This window comes from Burkholderia sp. 567 (genome assembly GCF_040545115.1).
Taxonomy (GTDB): Bacteria; Pseudomonadota; Gammaproteobacteria; order Burkholderiales; family Burkholderiaceae; genus Burkholderia; species Burkholderia ambifaria.
Genome location: NZ_JBEPLG010000006.1, coordinates 443,765 through 461,478 on the forward strand (window position 1 = coordinate 443,765; position 17,714 = coordinate 461,478).

Annotated in this window: 11 protein-coding genes and 1 pseudogene; 4 read left to right on the top strand and 8 right to left on the bottom strand. The window is 67.6% G+C overall.

Features of this window, described 5'->3' with window-relative positions:
• Positions 1 to 55 precede the first annotated feature (55 nt).
• Together ABIC50_RS20145 and ABIC50_RS20150 are read right to left on the bottom strand one after the other, a co-directional pair.
• Positions 56 to 151 (bottom strand): annotated as a pseudogene (locus ABIC50_RS20145) (NAD-dependent epimerase/dehydratase family protein); the annotation flags it as partial.
• 239 nt (positions 152 to 390) lie between these two features.
• Positions 391 to 2,055, bottom strand: coding sequence for an acid phosphatase (locus tag ABIC50_RS20150; RefSeq protein ID WP_354166437.1), 1,665 nt, complete (start codon positions 2,053 to 2,055; stop codon positions 391 to 393).
• 425 nt (positions 2,056 to 2,480) lie between these two features.
• Here ABIC50_RS20150 and ftsH point away from each other — a divergent pair, with 425 nt between their 5' ends.
• Positions 2,481 to 4,448 carry an ATP-dependent zinc metalloprotease FtsH gene (gene ftsH, locus ABIC50_RS20155; RefSeq protein WP_354166439.1) on the top strand — a complete coding sequence of 656 codons (1,968 nt, stop codon included), beginning with the start codon at positions 2,481 to 2,483 and terminating at the stop codon, positions 4,446 to 4,448.
• Positions 4,449 to 4,539: 91 nt separating this feature from the next.
• Here ftsH and otsA read toward each other — a convergent pair whose 3' ends face one another.
• The 3 genes from otsA to ABIC50_RS20170 form a co-directional block, all read right to left on the bottom strand.
• On the bottom strand, positions 4,540 to 5,946 hold the full coding sequence (gene otsA / locus ABIC50_RS20160) for an alpha,alpha-trehalose-phosphate synthase (UDP-forming) (protein ID WP_006753584.1): 1,407 nt from the start codon (positions 5,944 to 5,946) through the stop codon (positions 4,540 to 4,542).
• A 312-nt stretch (positions 5,947 to 6,258) separates the two neighbouring features.
• Positions 6,259 to 7,881: a methyl-accepting chemotaxis protein gene (locus tag ABIC50_RS20165; RefSeq protein WP_354166522.1), complete on the bottom strand. Its 1,623-nt coding sequence runs from the start codon at positions 7,879 to 7,881 to the stop codon at positions 6,259 to 6,261.
• Positions 7,882 to 8,310: 429 nt separating this feature from the next.
• Positions 8,311 to 10,392: a TonB-dependent receptor gene (locus ABIC50_RS20170; protein WP_354166441.1), complete on the bottom strand. Its 2,082-nt coding sequence runs from the start codon at positions 10,390 to 10,392 to the stop codon at positions 8,311 to 8,313.
• A gap of 436 nt (positions 10,393 to 10,828) precedes the next feature.
• Here ABIC50_RS20170 and adhP point away from each other — a divergent pair, with 436 nt between their 5' ends.
• Positions 10,829 to 11,857 carry an alcohol dehydrogenase AdhP gene (gene adhP, locus ABIC50_RS20175; protein WP_354166443.1) on the top strand — a complete coding sequence of 343 codons (1,029 nt, stop codon included), beginning with the start codon at positions 10,829 to 10,831 and terminating at the stop codon, positions 11,855 to 11,857.
• 61 nt (positions 11,858 to 11,918) lie between these two features.
• On the opposite strand, the gene ABIC50_RS20180 is transcribed toward adhP, so the two are convergent.
• From ABIC50_RS20180 to ABIC50_RS20190, 3 genes are all read right to left on the bottom strand, one after another.
• A complete protein-coding gene (locus ABIC50_RS20180; protein ID WP_175654740.1) occupies positions 11,919 to 13,361 on the bottom strand; it encodes a sialidase family protein in 1,443 nt (480 codons plus the stop codon).
• 514 nt (positions 13,362 to 13,875) lie between these two features.
• A complete protein-coding gene (locus tag ABIC50_RS20185; RefSeq protein ID WP_011658874.1) occupies positions 13,876 to 14,307 on the bottom strand; it encodes a MarR family winged helix-turn-helix transcriptional regulator in 432 nt (143 codons plus the stop codon).
• Positions 14,304 to 15,221, bottom strand: coding sequence for an alpha/beta hydrolase family protein (locus tag ABIC50_RS20190; RefSeq protein ID WP_354166445.1), 918 nt, complete (start codon positions 15,219 to 15,221; stop codon positions 14,304 to 14,306). The genes ABIC50_RS20185 and ABIC50_RS20190 overlap by 4 nt, the downstream gene beginning before the upstream one ends.
• Before the next feature lie 369 nt (positions 15,222 to 15,590).
• Here ABIC50_RS20190 and ABIC50_RS20195 point away from each other — a divergent pair, with 369 nt between their 5' ends.
• Together ABIC50_RS20195 and ABIC50_RS20200 are read left to right on the top strand one after the other, a co-directional pair.
• Positions 15,591 to 16,556, top strand: coding sequence for an ABC transporter substrate-binding protein (locus tag ABIC50_RS20195; RefSeq protein ID WP_354166447.1), 966 nt, complete (start codon positions 15,591 to 15,593; stop codon positions 16,554 to 16,556).
• A gap of 52 nt (positions 16,557 to 16,608) precedes the next feature.
• Positions 16,609 to 17,703, top strand: coding sequence for an LLM class flavin-dependent oxidoreductase (locus ABIC50_RS20200; RefSeq protein WP_354166449.1), 1,095 nt, complete (start codon positions 16,609 to 16,611; stop codon positions 17,701 to 17,703).
• The last annotated feature ends 11 nt before the right edge of the window (positions 17,704 to 17,714 follow it).

Below are 17,714 nucleotides of genomic sequence, written 5' to 3' on the forward strand. Positions count from 1 at the left end.
GGGACGTCGTCGTTTGCGCCGCGTTTTCAGTTTGGCGTGTACGTTAAACGCGCTCTTACACGCCGCACTGCGCGACCACTTCATCGACCGCGCGCTGCACGTCGCCGCGCCGGTAGCGCAGCAGCGCGACATCGGCCGGGTCGGGCTCATACAGGCGCCGCCCGCGATCGCGCGGATCGGCATCGCGGCGGCCGGCGAGACATGGGAGGAAATCGAGCGCGACTGTCGCTGGCCGACGCGACCTTCTTCGGCCGGCAGGCCGGCCGTCACGCCGCGCGTTCGGCGAGCGAGGCGTTGCGTAGCGCCGCGTAGCACCGCAAGAAAAACGACGACGCCCCGGGCAACCGTGTTGCATCGGGGCGTCGTCGTCTCAGCGATGTCAGTGGATCGTCAGCCGAGATCGAGCGCGTTCGTCAGGTCGCCCGGCGGCGTGGCGCCGCGCGATGCGAACGCCTTGTCGCGCGCGGCGACGCCGTCGAGCGGCGCGAGCCCGTGCACGCGGCTGATGAAACGCAGGATCGAGTTCGTGTCGTACATCGTGTGATCGACGTAGCCCTTCTTCGCGAACGGCGAGATCACGAGCGCGGGAATGCGCGAGCCGGGGCCCCAGCGATCGCCCGCCGGCGGCGCGACGTGATCCCACCAGCCGCCGTTCTCGTCGTGCGTCATCACGATCACGGTGTTCGCCCATTGCGGGCTACGGCGGATGTGCTCGATCACGTTCGCGATGTGGCGATCGCCCGATTCGACGTCCGCATAGCCAGCGTGCATGTTCAGGTTGCCCTGCGGCTTGTAGAACGTGACGGCCGGCAGGCGGCCCGCGTCGATGTCGGCGATGAAGCGGTTGGTCGACGGCTCGTCGCCGACGCCGGCATCGCGCAGATGCTTGCGCCGCGCGTCGGTGCCCGGCGCGTAGTTCGCGAAGTAGTTGAACGGCTGGTGGTGGTACTGGAAATCGGGAACCATGCCCGTGTCGCGGTGCTCGAGCGCGTACTGCCACGCGCCGCTGTACCACGCCCAGTCGACGTTCTTTTCCGACAGGCGGTCGCCGATCGTCGCATGGCCTTGCGGCGGGATCACGCGATGGTCGGCCGGGTCCGCATACGCGGCGTTGCCCGGATCGGCCGGCGGCACGTAGCTTGGCTGATACGGCGGCGCCATCGTGTTGACGCCGTAGCCGTCGGGCGTCAGCGGGCCGTCGACCGCGAACTTCGGCGGGCCGTCGAGCGCGGACGCCGGCGAATCGGCGGCGAGCGTCAGCCGCGTGCCGGCCGGATCGTCGCCGTCGACCTTCGACAGCAGCTTGGCCGCGTGCGGATGCTTGTGCGCGTCCGGATAGATCGGCGGCTGCGCGGAAATCAGGAACATGTGATTCAGCCACGAGCCGCCGAAGGCCGCCATGAAGAAGTTATCGCACAGCGTGTATTGCCGCGCGAGGTTCCACAGCCGCAGCGTGTCGGCGGAATTGCGGTAATGGCCCATCACGAGGCCGCCCGAATCGGCCCACGCGGCGAACTGGTCGTTGCGGCCGCCCGCGATCTGCATCTGGTTCTGGTAGAAGCGGTGCCACAGGTCGCGCGTGATCACGCCGTTCGGCAGCGGCTTGCCTTGCGTATCGGCGATCCGGAACGGCGCGTTCGGCAGCTTGTCGATGTCGCGCTCGGCGATCGCGTAGCGCTTGCCGTCCACTTCCTGCGCCCGCGGCACGAGTCCGCCCCAGATCTTCGGCAGCACCGGCAGCGGCGTCTTGCCGTCGCGATCGAGCTGCCGCGCATCCTCGGGCCGCACCTCGCTCAGCGGATGGCGCACACCGGGGAAGTCGCCGTACAGGTTCGCGAAGCTGCGGTTCTCCGCATAGATCACGACGATGTGGCGCACCTGCCGGCGCAGCGCGTCGTCGATCCGCAGGTCGGCGGCGGAGCGCGGCGCGCTGCCCGGCGTCGTCTCGCAGCCGCCGAGCGCGACGCCCGCGCCGAGTGCGGCGAGGCCGCCGAGCATGCGGCGGCGGTCGGGATCAACGGGAAGGTCGTCGGGGCGATCGGGGGTGTCGTTCACGTCGTGTGCTCCTCGATGGGTGATTGTCGTTCGATGCGCGGCAGCGTCGCACGGGCTGGCCGCGACGCGGGACGGACGCAACAGCCGGCATCGCACCCGGGGGCGCTGCGCGGGGCGAGGTCAACTGTCATACAAATGTCACGAACGCGACTATAACGCGGCTTGCCGCGTGGGTGAAAGGCGTTTGCCGGACGATGCGAGACGCCTGCGCGCGAACTAGACTGGAATCACGGGCTGGGCGCTTCGGCGCGATGTCCGTGCGAGCGCTGCAACGTGGCGCGTTCGCGGTGTCTTTCATGCGACGAAACGAGGCGACGATGGCGCGGATGCGGTCCGTGAGCGCGTAGCTGCGGATACCGCGCGCCGACGGGGCGCGCGGGTACGCATTAAGCGCGCCGCACGGCGCGACCGGCCGGCCCGATGCCATGGACAAGAAATTCGACTACGCAGGATTACTGATCGCGGCGGGCTTCTTCGTGTTGTTCGCCGCGCAGTTGCTGATGCTGCGGCCCGAGACGACGATGATCGCGTACAGCGATTTCCATCGGCTCGTCGACGCGCGCCTCGTCGACGATCTCGAGATCGGCTCGACATCGATCGTGGGCACGCTGAAGATGCCGCAGGCCGGCGCGATGCTGCCCGCCTCCGAAGTCGCGGCCGTGAAGGCGGGCGGCACGCCGCCGCGCTTCGCCACCAACCGCGTGACCGACCCGCAGCTGATCGATGCCCTGAGCGCGGCCGGCATCCGTTTTCATGGCGCGTCCGACACCGGCTGGATCACGTCGCTCGCGTCGTGGCTGGTGCCGCTCGTGGCGTTCGTGTTCATCTGGAACCTGATGCTGCGCAAGCGCGGCGGGCTGCAGGACTTCACCGGGATGGGCAAGAGCCGCGCACGCGTGTACGTGCAGCAGGAAACCGGCATCACGTTCGATGACATCGCGGGCATCGACGAAGCGAAGGCCGAGTTGCAGCAGCTCGTCGCGTTCCTGCGCGACCCCGATCGCTACCAGCGGCTCGGCGGCAAGATCCCAAAGGGCGTGCTCGTCGTCGGCGCGCCCGGCACCGGCAAGACGCTGCTCGCGCGCGCGGTGGCCGGCGAGGCGGCCGTGCCGTTCTTCTCGATCAGCGGCTCGGCGTTCGTCGAGATGTTCGTCGGCGTGGGCGCTGCGCGCGTGCGCGACCTGTTCGAGCAGGCGCAGCAGAAGGCGCCGTGCATCGTGTTCGTCGACGAGCTCGATGCGCTCGGCAAGGTGCGCGGCGTCGGCCCGATGTCGGGCAACGACGAGCGCGAGCAGACGCTCAACCAGCTGCTCGTCGAGATGGACGGCTTCCAGGCCGGCACGGGCGTGATCATCATGGCTGCGACCAACCGGCCGGAGATTCTCGATCCGGCGCTGCTGCGCCCCGGCCGCTTCGACCGTCACATCGCGATCGATCGGCCCGACGTGAACGGGCGTCGCCAGATTCTCGGCGTGCATGTGAAGCGCGTGAAGCTCGCGGACGAAGTCGACCTCGGCGAACTCGCGTCGCGCACGCCGGGTTTCGTCGGCGCCGATCTCGCGAATGTCGTCAACGAGGCGGCGCTGCATGCGGCCGACCTCGGCAAGCCGGCGATCGGGATGGACGATTTCGACGAAGCGATCGATCGCGCGATGACGGGCCTCGAGCGCAAGAGCCGCGTGATGAACGCGCAGGAAAAGCTGACGATCGCGTATCACGAGGCCGGCCATGCACTCGTCGCGGAAAGCCGCGCGTATTGCGACCCGGTGAAGAAGGTGTCCATCATTCCGCGCGGCGTGGCCGCGCTCGGCTATACGCAGCAGGTGCCGACCGAGGATCGCTACGTTCTGCGGCGCAGCGAGCTGCTCGATCGGATCGATGCGCTGCTCGGCGGCCGCGTCGCGGAAGAACTCGTGTTCGGCGACGTGTCGACGGGTGCACAGAACGATCTCGAACGCGCGACCGCGATGGCGCGCCACATGGTCATGCAGTACGGGATGAGCGAGAAGATCGGGTTGATGAGTTTCGACGACGGCGAAGCGCGCAGCGGCATACCGGGCGCATGGCATGCGGGCGAGGGCCGCTGCAGCGAGCACACCGCGCGCGTGATCGACGACGAGGTGCATACGCTGCTGACGGATGCGCATGCGCGCGTCGCGGCGACGCTCGGTGCACGTCGCGACGCGCTCGAGCGGATCGCGCGACGGCTGCTTGCGTGCGAGGTGCTCGAGCGCGACGCGTTGCAGGCGCTGATCGACGGGCGCGAGGTGCCTGCGTCCGAGCCTTCCATGATCGATTGCGGGCCGTGCACGGGTGTGAATGCGCCGGGGCAGGCGTCGGCGGCCGAGCACGATTTCGTCGCCTGCGGGCCGCCGCGCGAACCGGAGCGTTGAAGCGCGAATGAACGCATTCCGATTTCGGTGGCAGTGCAGAAGGTGAGCGCTGCGGCGCTCGACCGCGACACGACCGGCGTGTGAACGTGCGTCAGGACGCGGTCGCGGCGGCGACTTCCGCGGCTTCGGTGAGCGCGTCGAGAAAGCGGGTGCGCCACCAGTGCACGTCGGTCTTGCGCACGATTGCCATCAGCGCGTCGTGACGCTGGCGGCGTTCCTCGATCGGCATCGTGAGCGCGCGCTGGATCGCCTGCGCGGTGCCTTGCGTGTCGTACGGATTCACGAGCAGTGCGGGCTTCAACTGCTCGGCCGCGCCCGCGAAACGCGACAGCACGAGCACGCCCGGATCGGCTTCGTCCTGGGCGGCGAGAAACTCCTTCGCAACCAGGTTCATCCCGTCGCGCAGCGGCGTGACGAGCGCGACGCGGCTCGCGCGATAGAGGCCCGGCAAGCGCTTGCGTGCGACCGTGCGGTGGATGTAGCGCATCGGCATCCATTCGAGTTCGCCGTAGTCGCCGTTGATCGCGCCGCACAGGCTGTCCATCTCGCGCCGCAGGTCGTCGTACGCGCCGAGATCCTCGCGGCTCGGCGCGGCGATCTGGATCAGCGTCGCGCGATCGCGGTTCTCCGGATACTGTTCGAGCAGCTGACGGAACGCATGCACGCGTTGCGGCAGCCCCTTCGTGTAGTCGAGCCGGTCGACGCCGACGAGCAGCTGGCGGCGCGAATACTCGTCGCGCATCCGCTCGAACATGTCGATTCCGTCGCGATTCTCCGCGAGCGCCGCGAATTCGTCGACGTTGATGCCGATCGGGAACGCGCCGGCCGACAGCGTGCGGCCGAACGCGTGCAGGCGGCCGTCCGGCAGCCGTGCGGCGCCGGCTTCCGCCTCGACGTAGTGCTCGAAGTGCAGCAGGTCCGATTCGGTCTGGAAGCCGACGAGGTCGTACGCGAACAGCGAGCGCATCAGCCACTCGTGCTCCGGAATCGCGGCCATGATCGGCGGCGGCGGCATCGGAATGTGCAGGAAGAAGCCGATCGGGTTCCTGCAGCCCATCGCGCGCAGCTCGGCGGCGAGCGGGATCAGCTGATAGTCGTGGACCCAGATGGTGTCGTCGGGGCGCAGCAGCGTGCTCAGCTTGCGCGCGAACAGCTGGTTCACGCGCCGGTAGCCGTCGGCGAAGCGCCGGTCGAACTGCGCGAGATCGAGCCGGTAGTGGAACACCGGCCACAGCACGTTGTTCGAGTAGCCGAGATAGTACGCGTCGTAATCCTGCGGATCGAGATCGATCGTCGCGAGCTGGATGCCGCCGACGTTCTGGATCTGCACGTCGTCGCCCTGGGCGGTACGTTCGTCTTCACCGCGCAGCCTGCCGCTCCACCCGAACCAGACGCCGCCTGATTCCTGCAGGCTGTCTTTCACGGCCACGGCCAGCCCGCCGGCCGCGGCTTTACGGGGATCTGCGATGCGATTGGATACGACGACGAGTCGGCTCACCAGCTCTCCTGCGAATAGTTTGGGAAGGTTCGTGCGGCCAGGGCGTGAAGCGGACGCCGCCATCGACGCGAGGCGCGATGGGGCCGCGATACGAACGGACGGGAATCAGGGGCACGCGATTCGCTGTCCGAACGTGGAGTGCTTTTTTAGGATACTCGTCATTCGGCTGATTTAAAAGTGCATGACCGAGATCAAGGCGGGCTCGCATCGGGCGCGATGGGCGTCAGTGCGTGCGTTGGGCGGGCGGGATCGAAAATTGCGCAGCGGGACAACGGCCGTCGCGCATCATGTCCGCCATGACGTGCGATCGCGTTACACGGTAGCCGCGTGCCAGTGCGACGCGCTGCCCGCCGCCTGCGTGCGCGCATGCGCCGACGCCGCAGCTTCGCCGGCCGGCATGCGGAACGCGGACACCGTCTGCGACAGCTCGCGGCCCTGCGTCTCGAGCGATTTCGACGCGGCCGCCGCCTGTTCGACGAGCGCCGCATTTTGCTGCGTTGTCGCATCCATCTGCGTGATGGTCAGATTCACCTGATCGATGCCGCGACTCTGTTCGGCCGATGCTGCCGCGATTTCACCCATGATGTCGGTGACGCGCGCGACGGCCTGCGTCACGTCCGACATCGTCTTGCCGGCTTCGCCCGCGAGCGCGGAACCGTTCTGGATCGTCTGCACCGATGCGCTGATCAGTTCCTTGATTTCCTTCGCGGCGGTCGACGAACGTTGCGCGAGGCTGCGCACCTCGCTCGCGACGACGGCGAAACCGCGCCCCTGTTCGCCCGCGCGCGCTGCTTCGACGGCCGCGTTCAACGCAAGGATGTTGGTCTGGAACGCGATGCCTTCGATGATCCCGGTGATGTCCGCGATCTTCGACGAGCGGTTGCCGATTTCCGTCATCGTGTCGACCACGCGGCCGACCACCGAGCTGCCGCGTAGCGCGACGTCCGATGCATTCGCGGCGAGCGTGCTCGCCTGCTGCGCATTCTCCGCGTTCAGGCGCACCGTCGACGTGAACTCTTCCATCGTCGCGGCGGTTTCCTGCAGCGATGCGGCCTGTTCCTCGGTACGCTGGCTCAGGTCGAGATTGCCCGACGCGATTTCGCCCACCGCGTGCGCGATGCTGTTCGACGAATCGCGCACGCGGCCGACGATGTCGATCAGACGCGTATTCATCGTACCCAGCGCGTCGAGCAGGTCGCGCGTCTCGTCGTTGCCGCTCACGCTGATGCGGCTGCCGAGATCGCCGTTGGCCACCGTGCGCGCGACGTCCACCGCCGCGACGATCGGCACCGTGATCTTGCGCGTCAGCCAAAGGCCGCCGCCAACGGCAATCGCGACCGCGATCACGGAGATGGCCAGCAGCAGGTTGCGCCCGGTCTCATAGCGATCCGCGAATGCCTGGGCGATCGCGATTTCGCGCTCGTGCGTATACGTTGCATACGCATCGGTCGCGCGAATCAGTTGCGCAAGCAACGGTCTGCAGCGATTGTCGATGTCGGCGATTGCGTCGTCCTTCTTGCCGGCCTGCGCGAGCCCGACGATATTCAGCGCGACGGGCCCGTAGCTCGCTTCGACGCGTGCGATCTCGGCGACCAGTTCGCGGGCGCGATCGGTCACGTCAGTCCCGTTCGCTATCAAGCCCTTCAGTTTCTCGAGATTGTCCTGCACGTCCTTGTGCGCCTGCTGCACTTCGGCGAGTTCCTGCTGGAGGTCGGACGGCGTGGTCACCAGCACCAGGTTGCGCGCGGCGATCGCGCGCCGGTCGACCGCCGTGCGGATTTGCGCGGTCAGGTTCGCGCGCGCGTTGATGCCGTTCATGTACCGGGAGAATTCGTCGTTCGTGTCGGACAGCGCTTTCAGCGCCATGCCGGACACGAGCACGACGACTGCGGCAAGCAATCCGAAGCCGCCAAGCAGTTTTGCCTTGATGGTTATATTCTGGCGATTTTCACGATTTGCCTCTGGGCGAGTGGGTGGCGAAGGGATTTTATTGTTCGCCCGAAATGGGCTCGTGCCGTCATTAACGGGTATGCCGGATGTTTCTTTACCCTTCCAAAACCCTGATTGCGGTTGTTTTCATCGCCGGAAGGCCATGATCGGAAAGAGTTTTTTGACTTTGCTCAAAAAAATGAATTGCCCGTAATTTTGGCGTTCACACGCGCAATTCGATACCGGCTATTCGGGAAAGTTAATAAAGCAGCGGGCAATTGAGAAAATCGAATCGGTGATTGTATTTTTGATTGGCCGGCGGATCGCGCATTTCTGTTTGCGCGGCCGCTCACGCGATTCGACCCTGTAAAGGGCGCATTGATTGCCGCCCCCCGGTCGAAAGGCCCGCGGCCGGTGCCGCGGGCCATCCGGCGATCAGAACGTCGTGCGCAACCCCGCCATCACGCTGCGTCCGCCCTGCGGGGCAAAGCCGCGCACGACCGACGTCGCATAGCGGATTTCCTGGTTCGTCAGGTTGTCGCCGCGCAGGTACGTGAGCCAGTGCGTCGCGCCGACGCGGAACTTGTACGTGAGCATCACGCCGAGCGACGTGTAGCCGTCCGTCGAAAAGTCGTTGTCGGGCACGCGGTGCTGCGACCACGCATGCGTGACCTGCGCGCGTGCGCCGAACGGGCCGTAACCGTAGTCGGCCGCGAGCGTCGCGCGCAGCGGCGCGATGCGCGGCAGCGGCTGGCCGGTGTCGACGTTGCGCGCATGCGTGTAGTCGGCAGTCAGTTCCAGGTCGACCGTATGGCCGCGCCGCGAGAACGCGCGCCACTTGCCGTCGAGTTCGACGCCGTAGAACTCGGCGCGCACGCCGCGATAGATCGCTTCGTTGAGCGAGCCATCGGCGCCGGGTGCGACCGGTTCGCCGTCGTCGTCCACGACGCGGCCCGTGTTGTACTCGGTCAGGTAGTTCGAGAAGCGGTTGTAGAACACCCCGACGCTGCCGCGGTTCGGGCCGCTCGCATAGCGCAGCGACAGGTCGGTCGACACGGCCTTTTCCTTCGACGCGTTCGGGTTGCCGATCAGGAACTGGCCGGTCGCGTCGTGCGGGCCGTTCGAGTACAGCTCGTAGAAGGTCGGCGCGCGTTCCGTGTAGGCGACGTTCGCCGCGACCGACCACACGGGCGTCAGCGAGAAGAGGGCGCCGGCCGATACGCTGCCGGCATTGAAGTCGCGCGGCTGCGCGCCCGCGAATTTCTCGACGCCGGCCGGATCGGGATCGACCTTCACGTGCTCGAAGCGCCCGCCGAGGCTCAGTTTCAGCGCCGGGTCGACCTGCCATTCCTCGAGGCCGAACAGCGCGACGCTGTTCGTGCGCGTGGACGGCACGAGCAGTTCATCGCCGAGCGCCGAGAACGTGTTCCGGCCGAACTGCACGCCGATCGCGCCTTCCAACGGGCCGATCTTGCGATGCCGCGCCTCGATGCGCGCTTCGTAGCCGCGGTTGCGGAAGGTGGTCGCCGTCTCGCCGTTGTCGACTTCCTTGTGGCGGTAGTCGGTGTACGCGAAGTCGAACTTCACTTTCGTGAACGGGCCGCTCAGATTGCGCACCTCGGACGCGAACGCGAGCCGTTCCTGGCGCATGCGCAGGCGCACGTCGTCCTCGGCGACGGAGCCGTAGTTCGATTCATAGCCGCTATACGACAGGCCCGCGAAACCGTCGGCCCACGTGTACGACGCGCCGGCGGCGCCGCCGTGCACGCGGCCGTCGCTGTTCGGTACGTTGCCGTACGGCTGCGGCGTGTCGGGGCCGTCGATCGCGCGTTGCGCGCCGCTGCGCGCATAGCCGGGAATCCGCAGCTTGCTGGCCTCGCGGTCGAATGCGTCGACATGGAACGCGAAGCGGCCGTTGCCGCCTTCGACCTGCGCGGCGCCCGCGCGCACCGAGTTCGCGCCGCCGTAGCGCGCATCCAGCGCACCCGTCACGCCTTCGATCGCCTCACGCGGAATCCGGTTGTCGATCGTGTTGACGACGCCGCCGACCGCGTTGCCGCCGTACAGCAGCGCGGCCGGTCCGCGCACGATCTCGACGCGCTCGATCGACAGCGGGTCCTGCGGCACCGCGTGGTCGTACGACAGCGACGATGCGTCGTAGGCGGCGACGCCGTTCTGCAGCAGCCGGATCCGGTCGCCGTCCATCCCGCGGATGATCGGACGGCCGACCATCGGGCCGTAGGTGGTGGTCGACACGCCGGGCAGGCCATTGAGCGTCTCGCCGAGCGAATCGGCCTGGCGGCGCGTCAGCGCGTCTCCGGACAGTTGCGCGGTCGGTGCGATCAACTGGGTGTCGCCCAGCGGGTTCGCGGTCACGAAGATCGGCGCGAGCGGCGTGGTTTGCGTCGGGGTTGGCGAGGCGGGCGTATCGGCGGCCTGGGCTTGTGCGACGGCGGCGAACAGCATCAGCGAAACGGGAGAGAGCGGGCGAAGCGGTAGACGAGGGAGGTCGCGCATGGTCGGTGAATCGGTTGGGATCGGTTGGTTCGGATTGGTCGGAAAGCGAGCCATGCGGGTTACGAATAGATACGATATATTGTTGCGTCGGCGGCGCGTAGTGGCCCCGCTATGACCCGTCCGGACATGACTCGGCCACCCGGATGGAACGGGTCCATCCAGGTACTTCAGGTGGACAAGATCGCGAGATGATATGTTATATCATCTCGAATTCCAAGCGAAACGACGGTATGCCGCAGGGTTTCCGACCAACGGCCGAAATGGCTGCGTAGGCAGAAGGCGCGTCGAACCGGCACCGACACCGGCCGTCCGCGCCGCATGTCCCGCGACGAATGCGCTCCCGTCGCGCGCGTTTCCCGCCCCGTTGATGCGTATCAAGGCGCTCCGGTTTCGAGTCCGGATACTGGCCGGATCATCGACCACCCAGGAGCGACTCGTGACACAAACCATGAAAGCGGCCGTGGTACACGCATTCGGCGAACCGTTGCGCATCGAGGAAGTGCCGGTCCCGACGCCGGGCGCGGGCCAGATCCTCGTCAACATCAAGGCCTCGGGCGTGTGCCACACCGACCTGCATGCCGCCGACGGCGACTGGCCCGTGAAGCCGACGCTGCCGTTCATTCCCGGACACGAAGGCGTGGGCATCGTCGCGGCGGTCGGGGCGGGCGTCACGCACGTACGCGAGGGCGACCGCGTCGGCGTGCCCTGGCTCTACACGGCATGCGGTCACTGCGAGTACTGCCACACCGGCTGGGAAACCCTTTGCCACGGGCAGCAGAACACCGGCTATTCGGTCAACGGCAGCTATGCCGAATACGTGCTGGCCGATCCCGACTACGTCGGCCATCTGCCGGCGCAGGTTGCGTTCGACGAGATCGCGCCGATCCTGTGCGCGGGCGTGACGGTCTACAAGGGCATCCGCGTCACCGACACGCGCCCGGGCCAGTGGCTCGCGATTTCGGGCATTGGCGGGCTCGGCCACGTGGCCGTGCAATACGCGCGCGCGATGGGCCTGCACGTCGCGGCGATCGACGTGTCACCGGCGAAGCTCGAACTCGCGCGCCAGCTTGGCGCAGAGCTGACGATCGATGCGTCGGTCGACGATCCGGCGAAGGTCATCCAGAAGGAGATCGGCGGGGCGCACGGCGTGCTGGTCACGGCCGTGTCGCGCAGCGCGTTCGCGCAGGCGCTCGGGATGGTGCGGCGCGGCGGCACGGTGGCGCTCAACGGCTTGCCGCCCGGCGATTTCCCGTTGCCGATCTTCTCGACCGTGCTGAACGGCATCACGGTGCGCGGCTCGATCGTCGGCACACGGCGCGACTTGCAGGAATCGCTCGATTTCGCGGCGGATGGCCTGGTGCGCGCGCATATCCATCGCGACCGGCTCGGCAACATCAACGACATATTCGCGCGGCTGCGCGAAGGCAGGATCGACGGTCGCGTCGTGCTGACCGACATGCACTGACGCGCGCTCGGGCACGCTGCCGCGACGCGGGGACGTCGCGGCAGCGCAGCTCACGCGCGCATCACGGCGCGAAGAACACGTCGGTGCGGTTCGTCAGGTTGCTGTTGGTCTGCACGAACAGCGGATGGAACGACGACGACGGCAGCACGTCGAGCCCCTGGTAATCGCCGATGAAGAAGCCCTCCGCGTTCGGCGCGAGCTTCATGTCGAACGGGCCGCCGACGCGCCGCTCGTCGGCGAACGTGGCGCCGTCGTCATGCGAGATCTTGCGCCAGAAGCCGGTCGGCAGCGTCGTCGTGTTGCCGGCCTGCAGATCGCGGAAGTCGTAGTAGGTCACCATCACCGAGCCCGCATTGTCGACGCGCACCGACGGATTGAACGCGGGGCGCCCGGTAGGCGTGTTCACCTGCAGCGGCGCACTCCAGGTCGCGCCGCCGTCCTTCGACGTCGAGAGCGCGATCTCGTCGTACTTGCCGCCGTTGAAGCGGCTGTCCTGCCAGACGACGTAGAGCTGCCCCGATGCGGGATCGATCGCGGGTTCCGGAATGATGTCGCCGGTGCGCACCGGTTCGCCGGTGTTCGGATCGGTCACGCCGACCGTCTGCAGTCCGGCGATCACCCGCGGTTGCGTCCAGGTCGCGCCGTCGTCGGTCGACTTGATGAACGCGACCTTGCCGGCGGCCTTGCCAAACGGCGGCTGGATCAGATCGAAGAAGTTGTACAGCGTGCCCGTTTTCGGATCGACGACGATCTGGTTGCCGATCGTCTGCTGACGCGCAGGCACGTGGACGATGACCCTCGCTTTGGTCCAGGTCTTGCCGCCGTCGACCGTCTTCGAGAACAGCGTCGGCCCGCGGTAGGCCGCCGTGTGAAGATTCGCGTACGGGTTGCCGTTCGGCAGCTCGAGGCGGTCCCACACGGCATAGGCGGTGCCGGCCTTCACCGGATTTGCAGTGACCGATTCCTTGTCGTTGAAGAACTGCGTCGTCGGCTCGTCGTTCGCGATCAGCACGGCCGGGCTGCTCCATGTCTGTCCGCCGTCGGTCGACACCGAAGCCCCGACCGCATTGCCGTTGTTCGACTGGTTGAACGAGATCGACACCGAGTATGCGGTGCCGTCCGGGCCGAACGACACCCACGGATCGGACGCGCGCTCGTACTTGAGCCCGCCCGGCGCACATGCGCTGAACGGCTGCGGCGTGCGCGCCCAGGTCGCGCCGCCGTCGAACGTGTAGCCGGCGACGAGCCCGTGGGCGCCGCCGTTCGACCAGCGGTCCTGCTGCCACACGGCGATCATGTTGGTCGGGTTCGCGGGATTGACCGAAAGCCACGGTTCGACCTCGGCGTTCACGTAGTTCGTGCCGGGGCCGCCGATGGTGCAGGCGGCGAATGGACTCGGGCCGGACACGACCACGGGTTCGGCGTGCGCCGCCGCGGCGGCGGCCATCGCCATCACGGCGGACAGGCGGGTGACAAGCGAGTGGGACACGATCGTGCGTCGCATGGACTACTCCTCGTTGACATGCGGCGGCGATGGCCGAGCACGGCACGACGACGCGACGCGCATCGGTGCGCAGCGACAAAGGGTGCCGTGCAACGCGTCGGGTCGGGTCGTTCAGGAAGCCGTTTCGGTCATCGCAATCCGCGTGTGCTGGATGCCGCCAGCACGTCGGTCAAGACTCCTCTTCGTTTTCATTGCTTGTCGGGTAGAGCCTGCAATGCGGACCCGACAGGAAGGCAGGTCGGTGCATACGGCGAATGCAGCAAAGTGGATTGCAATGTAGGCGATCCCCATGCGGCGCGGGAGGCAATTTTTTGTAACAGAGCGTAGCCGGAAAGCGTTGCCGAAGCGGCACGTCCGGAACGCAAAATTTGCCGCCGTATTGGTGCGGAAAACGAAGCGAAAATGCGAATCGCAATCGCTTTCGATCGCGGCGTGCGGGCCGTGACGATATCGATGTGGTGTGGTGTGGTGTGGCGTGACTGACGCAAGTGACGTGACGCGTGGTTCGCGCTGTTCAGCGCTCCGCTGGAAAACGGTCCTGCAATGCGTGCAGCCACCGCGCGACGACGTCGAGTTCCGCATCGGAAAACCCGTCGCACAGCTTGCCGTTCAACTCGCGCAACACCACGCGCGCACGCTTGAGCGCCGCGTGACCTTCATCGGTCAGGAACAGGCGCGTGGCGCGCCCGTCGTCCGAATCGGCATGACGCGCGAGCAGGCCGGCCTTCGCCATCCGATCGGCGAGGCCCGTCATCGCGGACGGCGCCAGTTGCAGCGCCGCGCCGACTTCACCGATCAGCGCACCATCCTGCTTCGCGAGGCAGAACAGCACGCCGGCCTGCGCGGCGCTGGCGCGCGAATCGGTTTCGGCCTTGCGGTCGACCCAGCGCTGCACGCGCCGCTGGCCGATGTTCAACAGGAAAAACAGTCGTCGGTCTTCGCTCAAGCTTGGTTCCCGGCAGCAATGGAAAGGGACGGGCGGCTCGCCTCGCGCGGCGCGTCGAGCGCCTGCGCGAGCCAGTCCGCCACCGCGGGCCACAGCACGGCGCCGGGCCGGCTGCGGAAGAAGCCCATGTGCCCGACCGGCCCGCTGCCCGCGGCGTGCGGATCGATCTGGCGGCGTTCGACGGCCGCGCGGGTCAGGTAGCTTACCAGCAGCTCGATCGCAGGCGGGTTCGCCCACGGATCGTCGTCGAAGCCGAGCGCGAGAATCGGCAACTGTTGCTTCGAGAAGCGCTCGGCCGCACCGAGCGTCGGATCGTCGAAGAAGTAGCGCGGCAGCGTGGTCCAGCGGCTCCATTCGCGGAACACGCCGGCGGGGAGATCCTCGCCGAGCCCGAGCCGCTTGCCCGGCACGTAGCCGAGCAGCGCGGACGCGAGCGGGCCGAGCACGCGCAGGATCAGCCGCACCTTCAGCCGCTCCGCCGCGCGGGAAATCAGCCGCGTGCTGCCCGCGTGCGCGGCGACGAGCACGGCCGCGCGCAGGTGCGCGGTGCCGGCCGACAACCCGATCGCATGGCCGCCGACGCTGTGCCCGACCGCCAGCAGCGGCAGCCCGTCGTATGTCGCGCGTGCCCACGCGATCGCGGCGCCGACGTCGAGCTCGACCCAGTCGCGCATGCGCGCCTGCAGCGCGCTCAGCCGCGCGGGCCGCGACGCGCCGATGCCGCGATAGTTGTAGGTCAGCGCCGCGAAGCCGCGCTCGGTCAGAAAGCGTGCGAAGCCCGCGTAGAGCCGCTCCGGCACGGCGGTTGCCGGATGGATCAACACCAGCGCGCGCGGCGGCGCGTCCGGCGACCACAGCGTGCCGCGCAGCGGGTAGCCGTCGGCGGCGAAAAACTCGATGGGTTCTGGCGTCATGGTCGTCCTCGTGTCGTGCAGGTATTTCGTATGCGAAATATAATGCGCGAATTATTTCGCGCGCGAAATATCTATCGAGGGATCATTCGAACGACTTCCCGGCGGGCTGAATGCGGGGCGAGTCGACATAGACCTACTTTCGGGAAGATGACCCGCTGGTACGGGCCGGTCATGCCATTCAACGCCGGAACGGAAAGGCCGCACGTTCCATAAACAATTTGCATCTTTGCAAAGCAGAATATTGCGTTTGTCTCATGAAGCGCATCGACGTATCTTCACCGGTTCCATCCTGTCCGCGGGCCGTCGGGCCACGCGGGCCCAAGGGCGCCGCCGTCGCGCGGCTGCCCGCCAACCTCCGGGGAGATCACGTTGTTGAGCCGAATCGTTACTGCGCTGCTGCTCGCGCTGGCCGCGCAGCCCGGCATCGCGAAAGACACCGTCACGCTGCGCGTCGGTGAACAGAACTACTTCAACATTCAGGCGTCGATGGAGGCGTCCGGCGTGTTGAAGGACCTGCCTTACACGATCGAGTGGAAGCACTTCCAGGCGGCCGCGCCCGTCGCCGAGAGCCTGAACGGCAACGCGATCGATATTGGCTTCCTCGGCGATTCCGCGCTGCTCACACTGGCCGCGCGCGGTGCGCCGGTGAAGGTCGTCGCGGTGTCGCGGCAGAGCCTCGACGGCGTCGCGATCCTCGTGCCGAAGCACTCGCCGGTGCGTACCGTCGCCGAGCTGCAGGGCAAGACCATCGCGGTCTGGCGCGGCGCGTGGAGCCAGCAGCTCGTGCTGCGTGCGCTCGAACACGCGGGCCTGCGCGCGGATTCCGTCAAGTACGCATACCTGATGCCGATCGATGCGACCAACGCGCTCGCGAACGGCTCGGTCGACGCCGTGTCGTTGTGGGAGCCGTTCGTCAGCACGCTCTCGCTGCGGCAGGGCGCACGGCCCGTGACGACCGCGCAGGGGCTGATGCCCGCACTCAGCTTCGTCGCCGCGAACGAGCAGGCGGCAACCGGCAAGCGGGCGGAGATCACCGATTTCCTGAAGCGCGTGGTCGCGGCACGCCAGTGGGTCGACAGTCATCCGCGCGAGTACGCGGACCTGTGGGCGAAGCGCGCGAAGCTCGAGCCGGACGTCGCGTACCGCTGGCTCGACAACGCGCACCAGCGGGTGGGGCCCGTCGACGACACGGCCGCGAAGGATGCGCAGAACACCGCCGATTTCCTGCACAAGGCCGGCGTGATTCCGGCCGCGTACGACACGGCGAAACTGCTCGACCGCTCGTATGCGGGCGCGTTCGCGGCGCCCGTGCAAAAGACGGCCGCCGCGCAGTGACGGCGCCGCCGAGCCCACCCATTCCGATTCCCCACCAGAAGGACAGCCCGACATGCCTGTCGACATCATCGGCATGATCACCGCGACGCCCGGCGCGGAGGTCGACGTACCGGGCGGCGCCGCCGTCCAGCCCGACTATGTGCGGCGCTTCGCGCAGGCGCACGAAGCCGCCGGCTTCGACCAGATCCTGGTCGGCCATTTCAGCAACGCGGCGGACGGCTTCATCGTCGCGTCGTTCGCGGCCGCCGCGACCGAGCGGATCCGCATCCTGCTCGCCCACCGGCCGGGTGTGATCGTGCCGTCGGCCGCCGCACGGCAGATCGCGACGCTCGATGTATTCAGCGGCGGCCGGCTCGCGCTGAACGTCGTGTCGGGCGGCGACGATGCCGACCTGCAGCGCGACGGCGATTTCGTGTCGCACGACGCGCGCTATCGCCGCACCGGCGAATATCTCGACGTGCTGAAACGCATCTGGCTCGCCGATGCGCCGGTCGATCACGACGGCGCGTTCTACCGGCTGCGCGGGGCGTCGCCTGTCGTGAAAAGCGCGCAGCGCCCGCACGTGCCGATCTATTTCGGCGGCTCGTCACCGGCCGCGCTGGCGGTGGCCGGGCAGCACGCGGACGTCTACATGACCTGGGGCGAGCCGCTCGCCGCGGTGCGCGAGCAGATCGCGCGCGTGCGGGCCGCCGCGGCGCCGTTCGGACGCGCGCCGCGCATCAGCGTGTCGTTCCGGCCGATCGTCGCAGGCACCGAAGCCGTCGCGTGGGAGAAGGCCGAGGCGATCCGCGCGCGTGTGCGGGCGGCGCGGATCGCGCACGGCCAGCCGATCGACGGCCACGCGCCGCAGAATGCCGGCTCGCAGCGGCTGATGGCCGCGGCCGCGCAGGGCGACGTGCTCGACGAGCGGTTGTGGATGGGCGTCGCGAACCTGACCGGCGCACGCTGGAATTCGACTGCGCTCGTCGGCACGCCCGAGCAGGTCGCGCGTGCGCTCGGTGCGTATTACCGGCTCGGCGTGTCGACGTTCCTGATACGCGGTTTCGATCCGCTCGACGATGCGCTGGCCTATGGGCGCGATCTGATTCCGGCGATTCATGCGCATATCGCGGAACTCGACCGCGAGGATGCGGCGGTGACGGCATAGCCGACGACGGC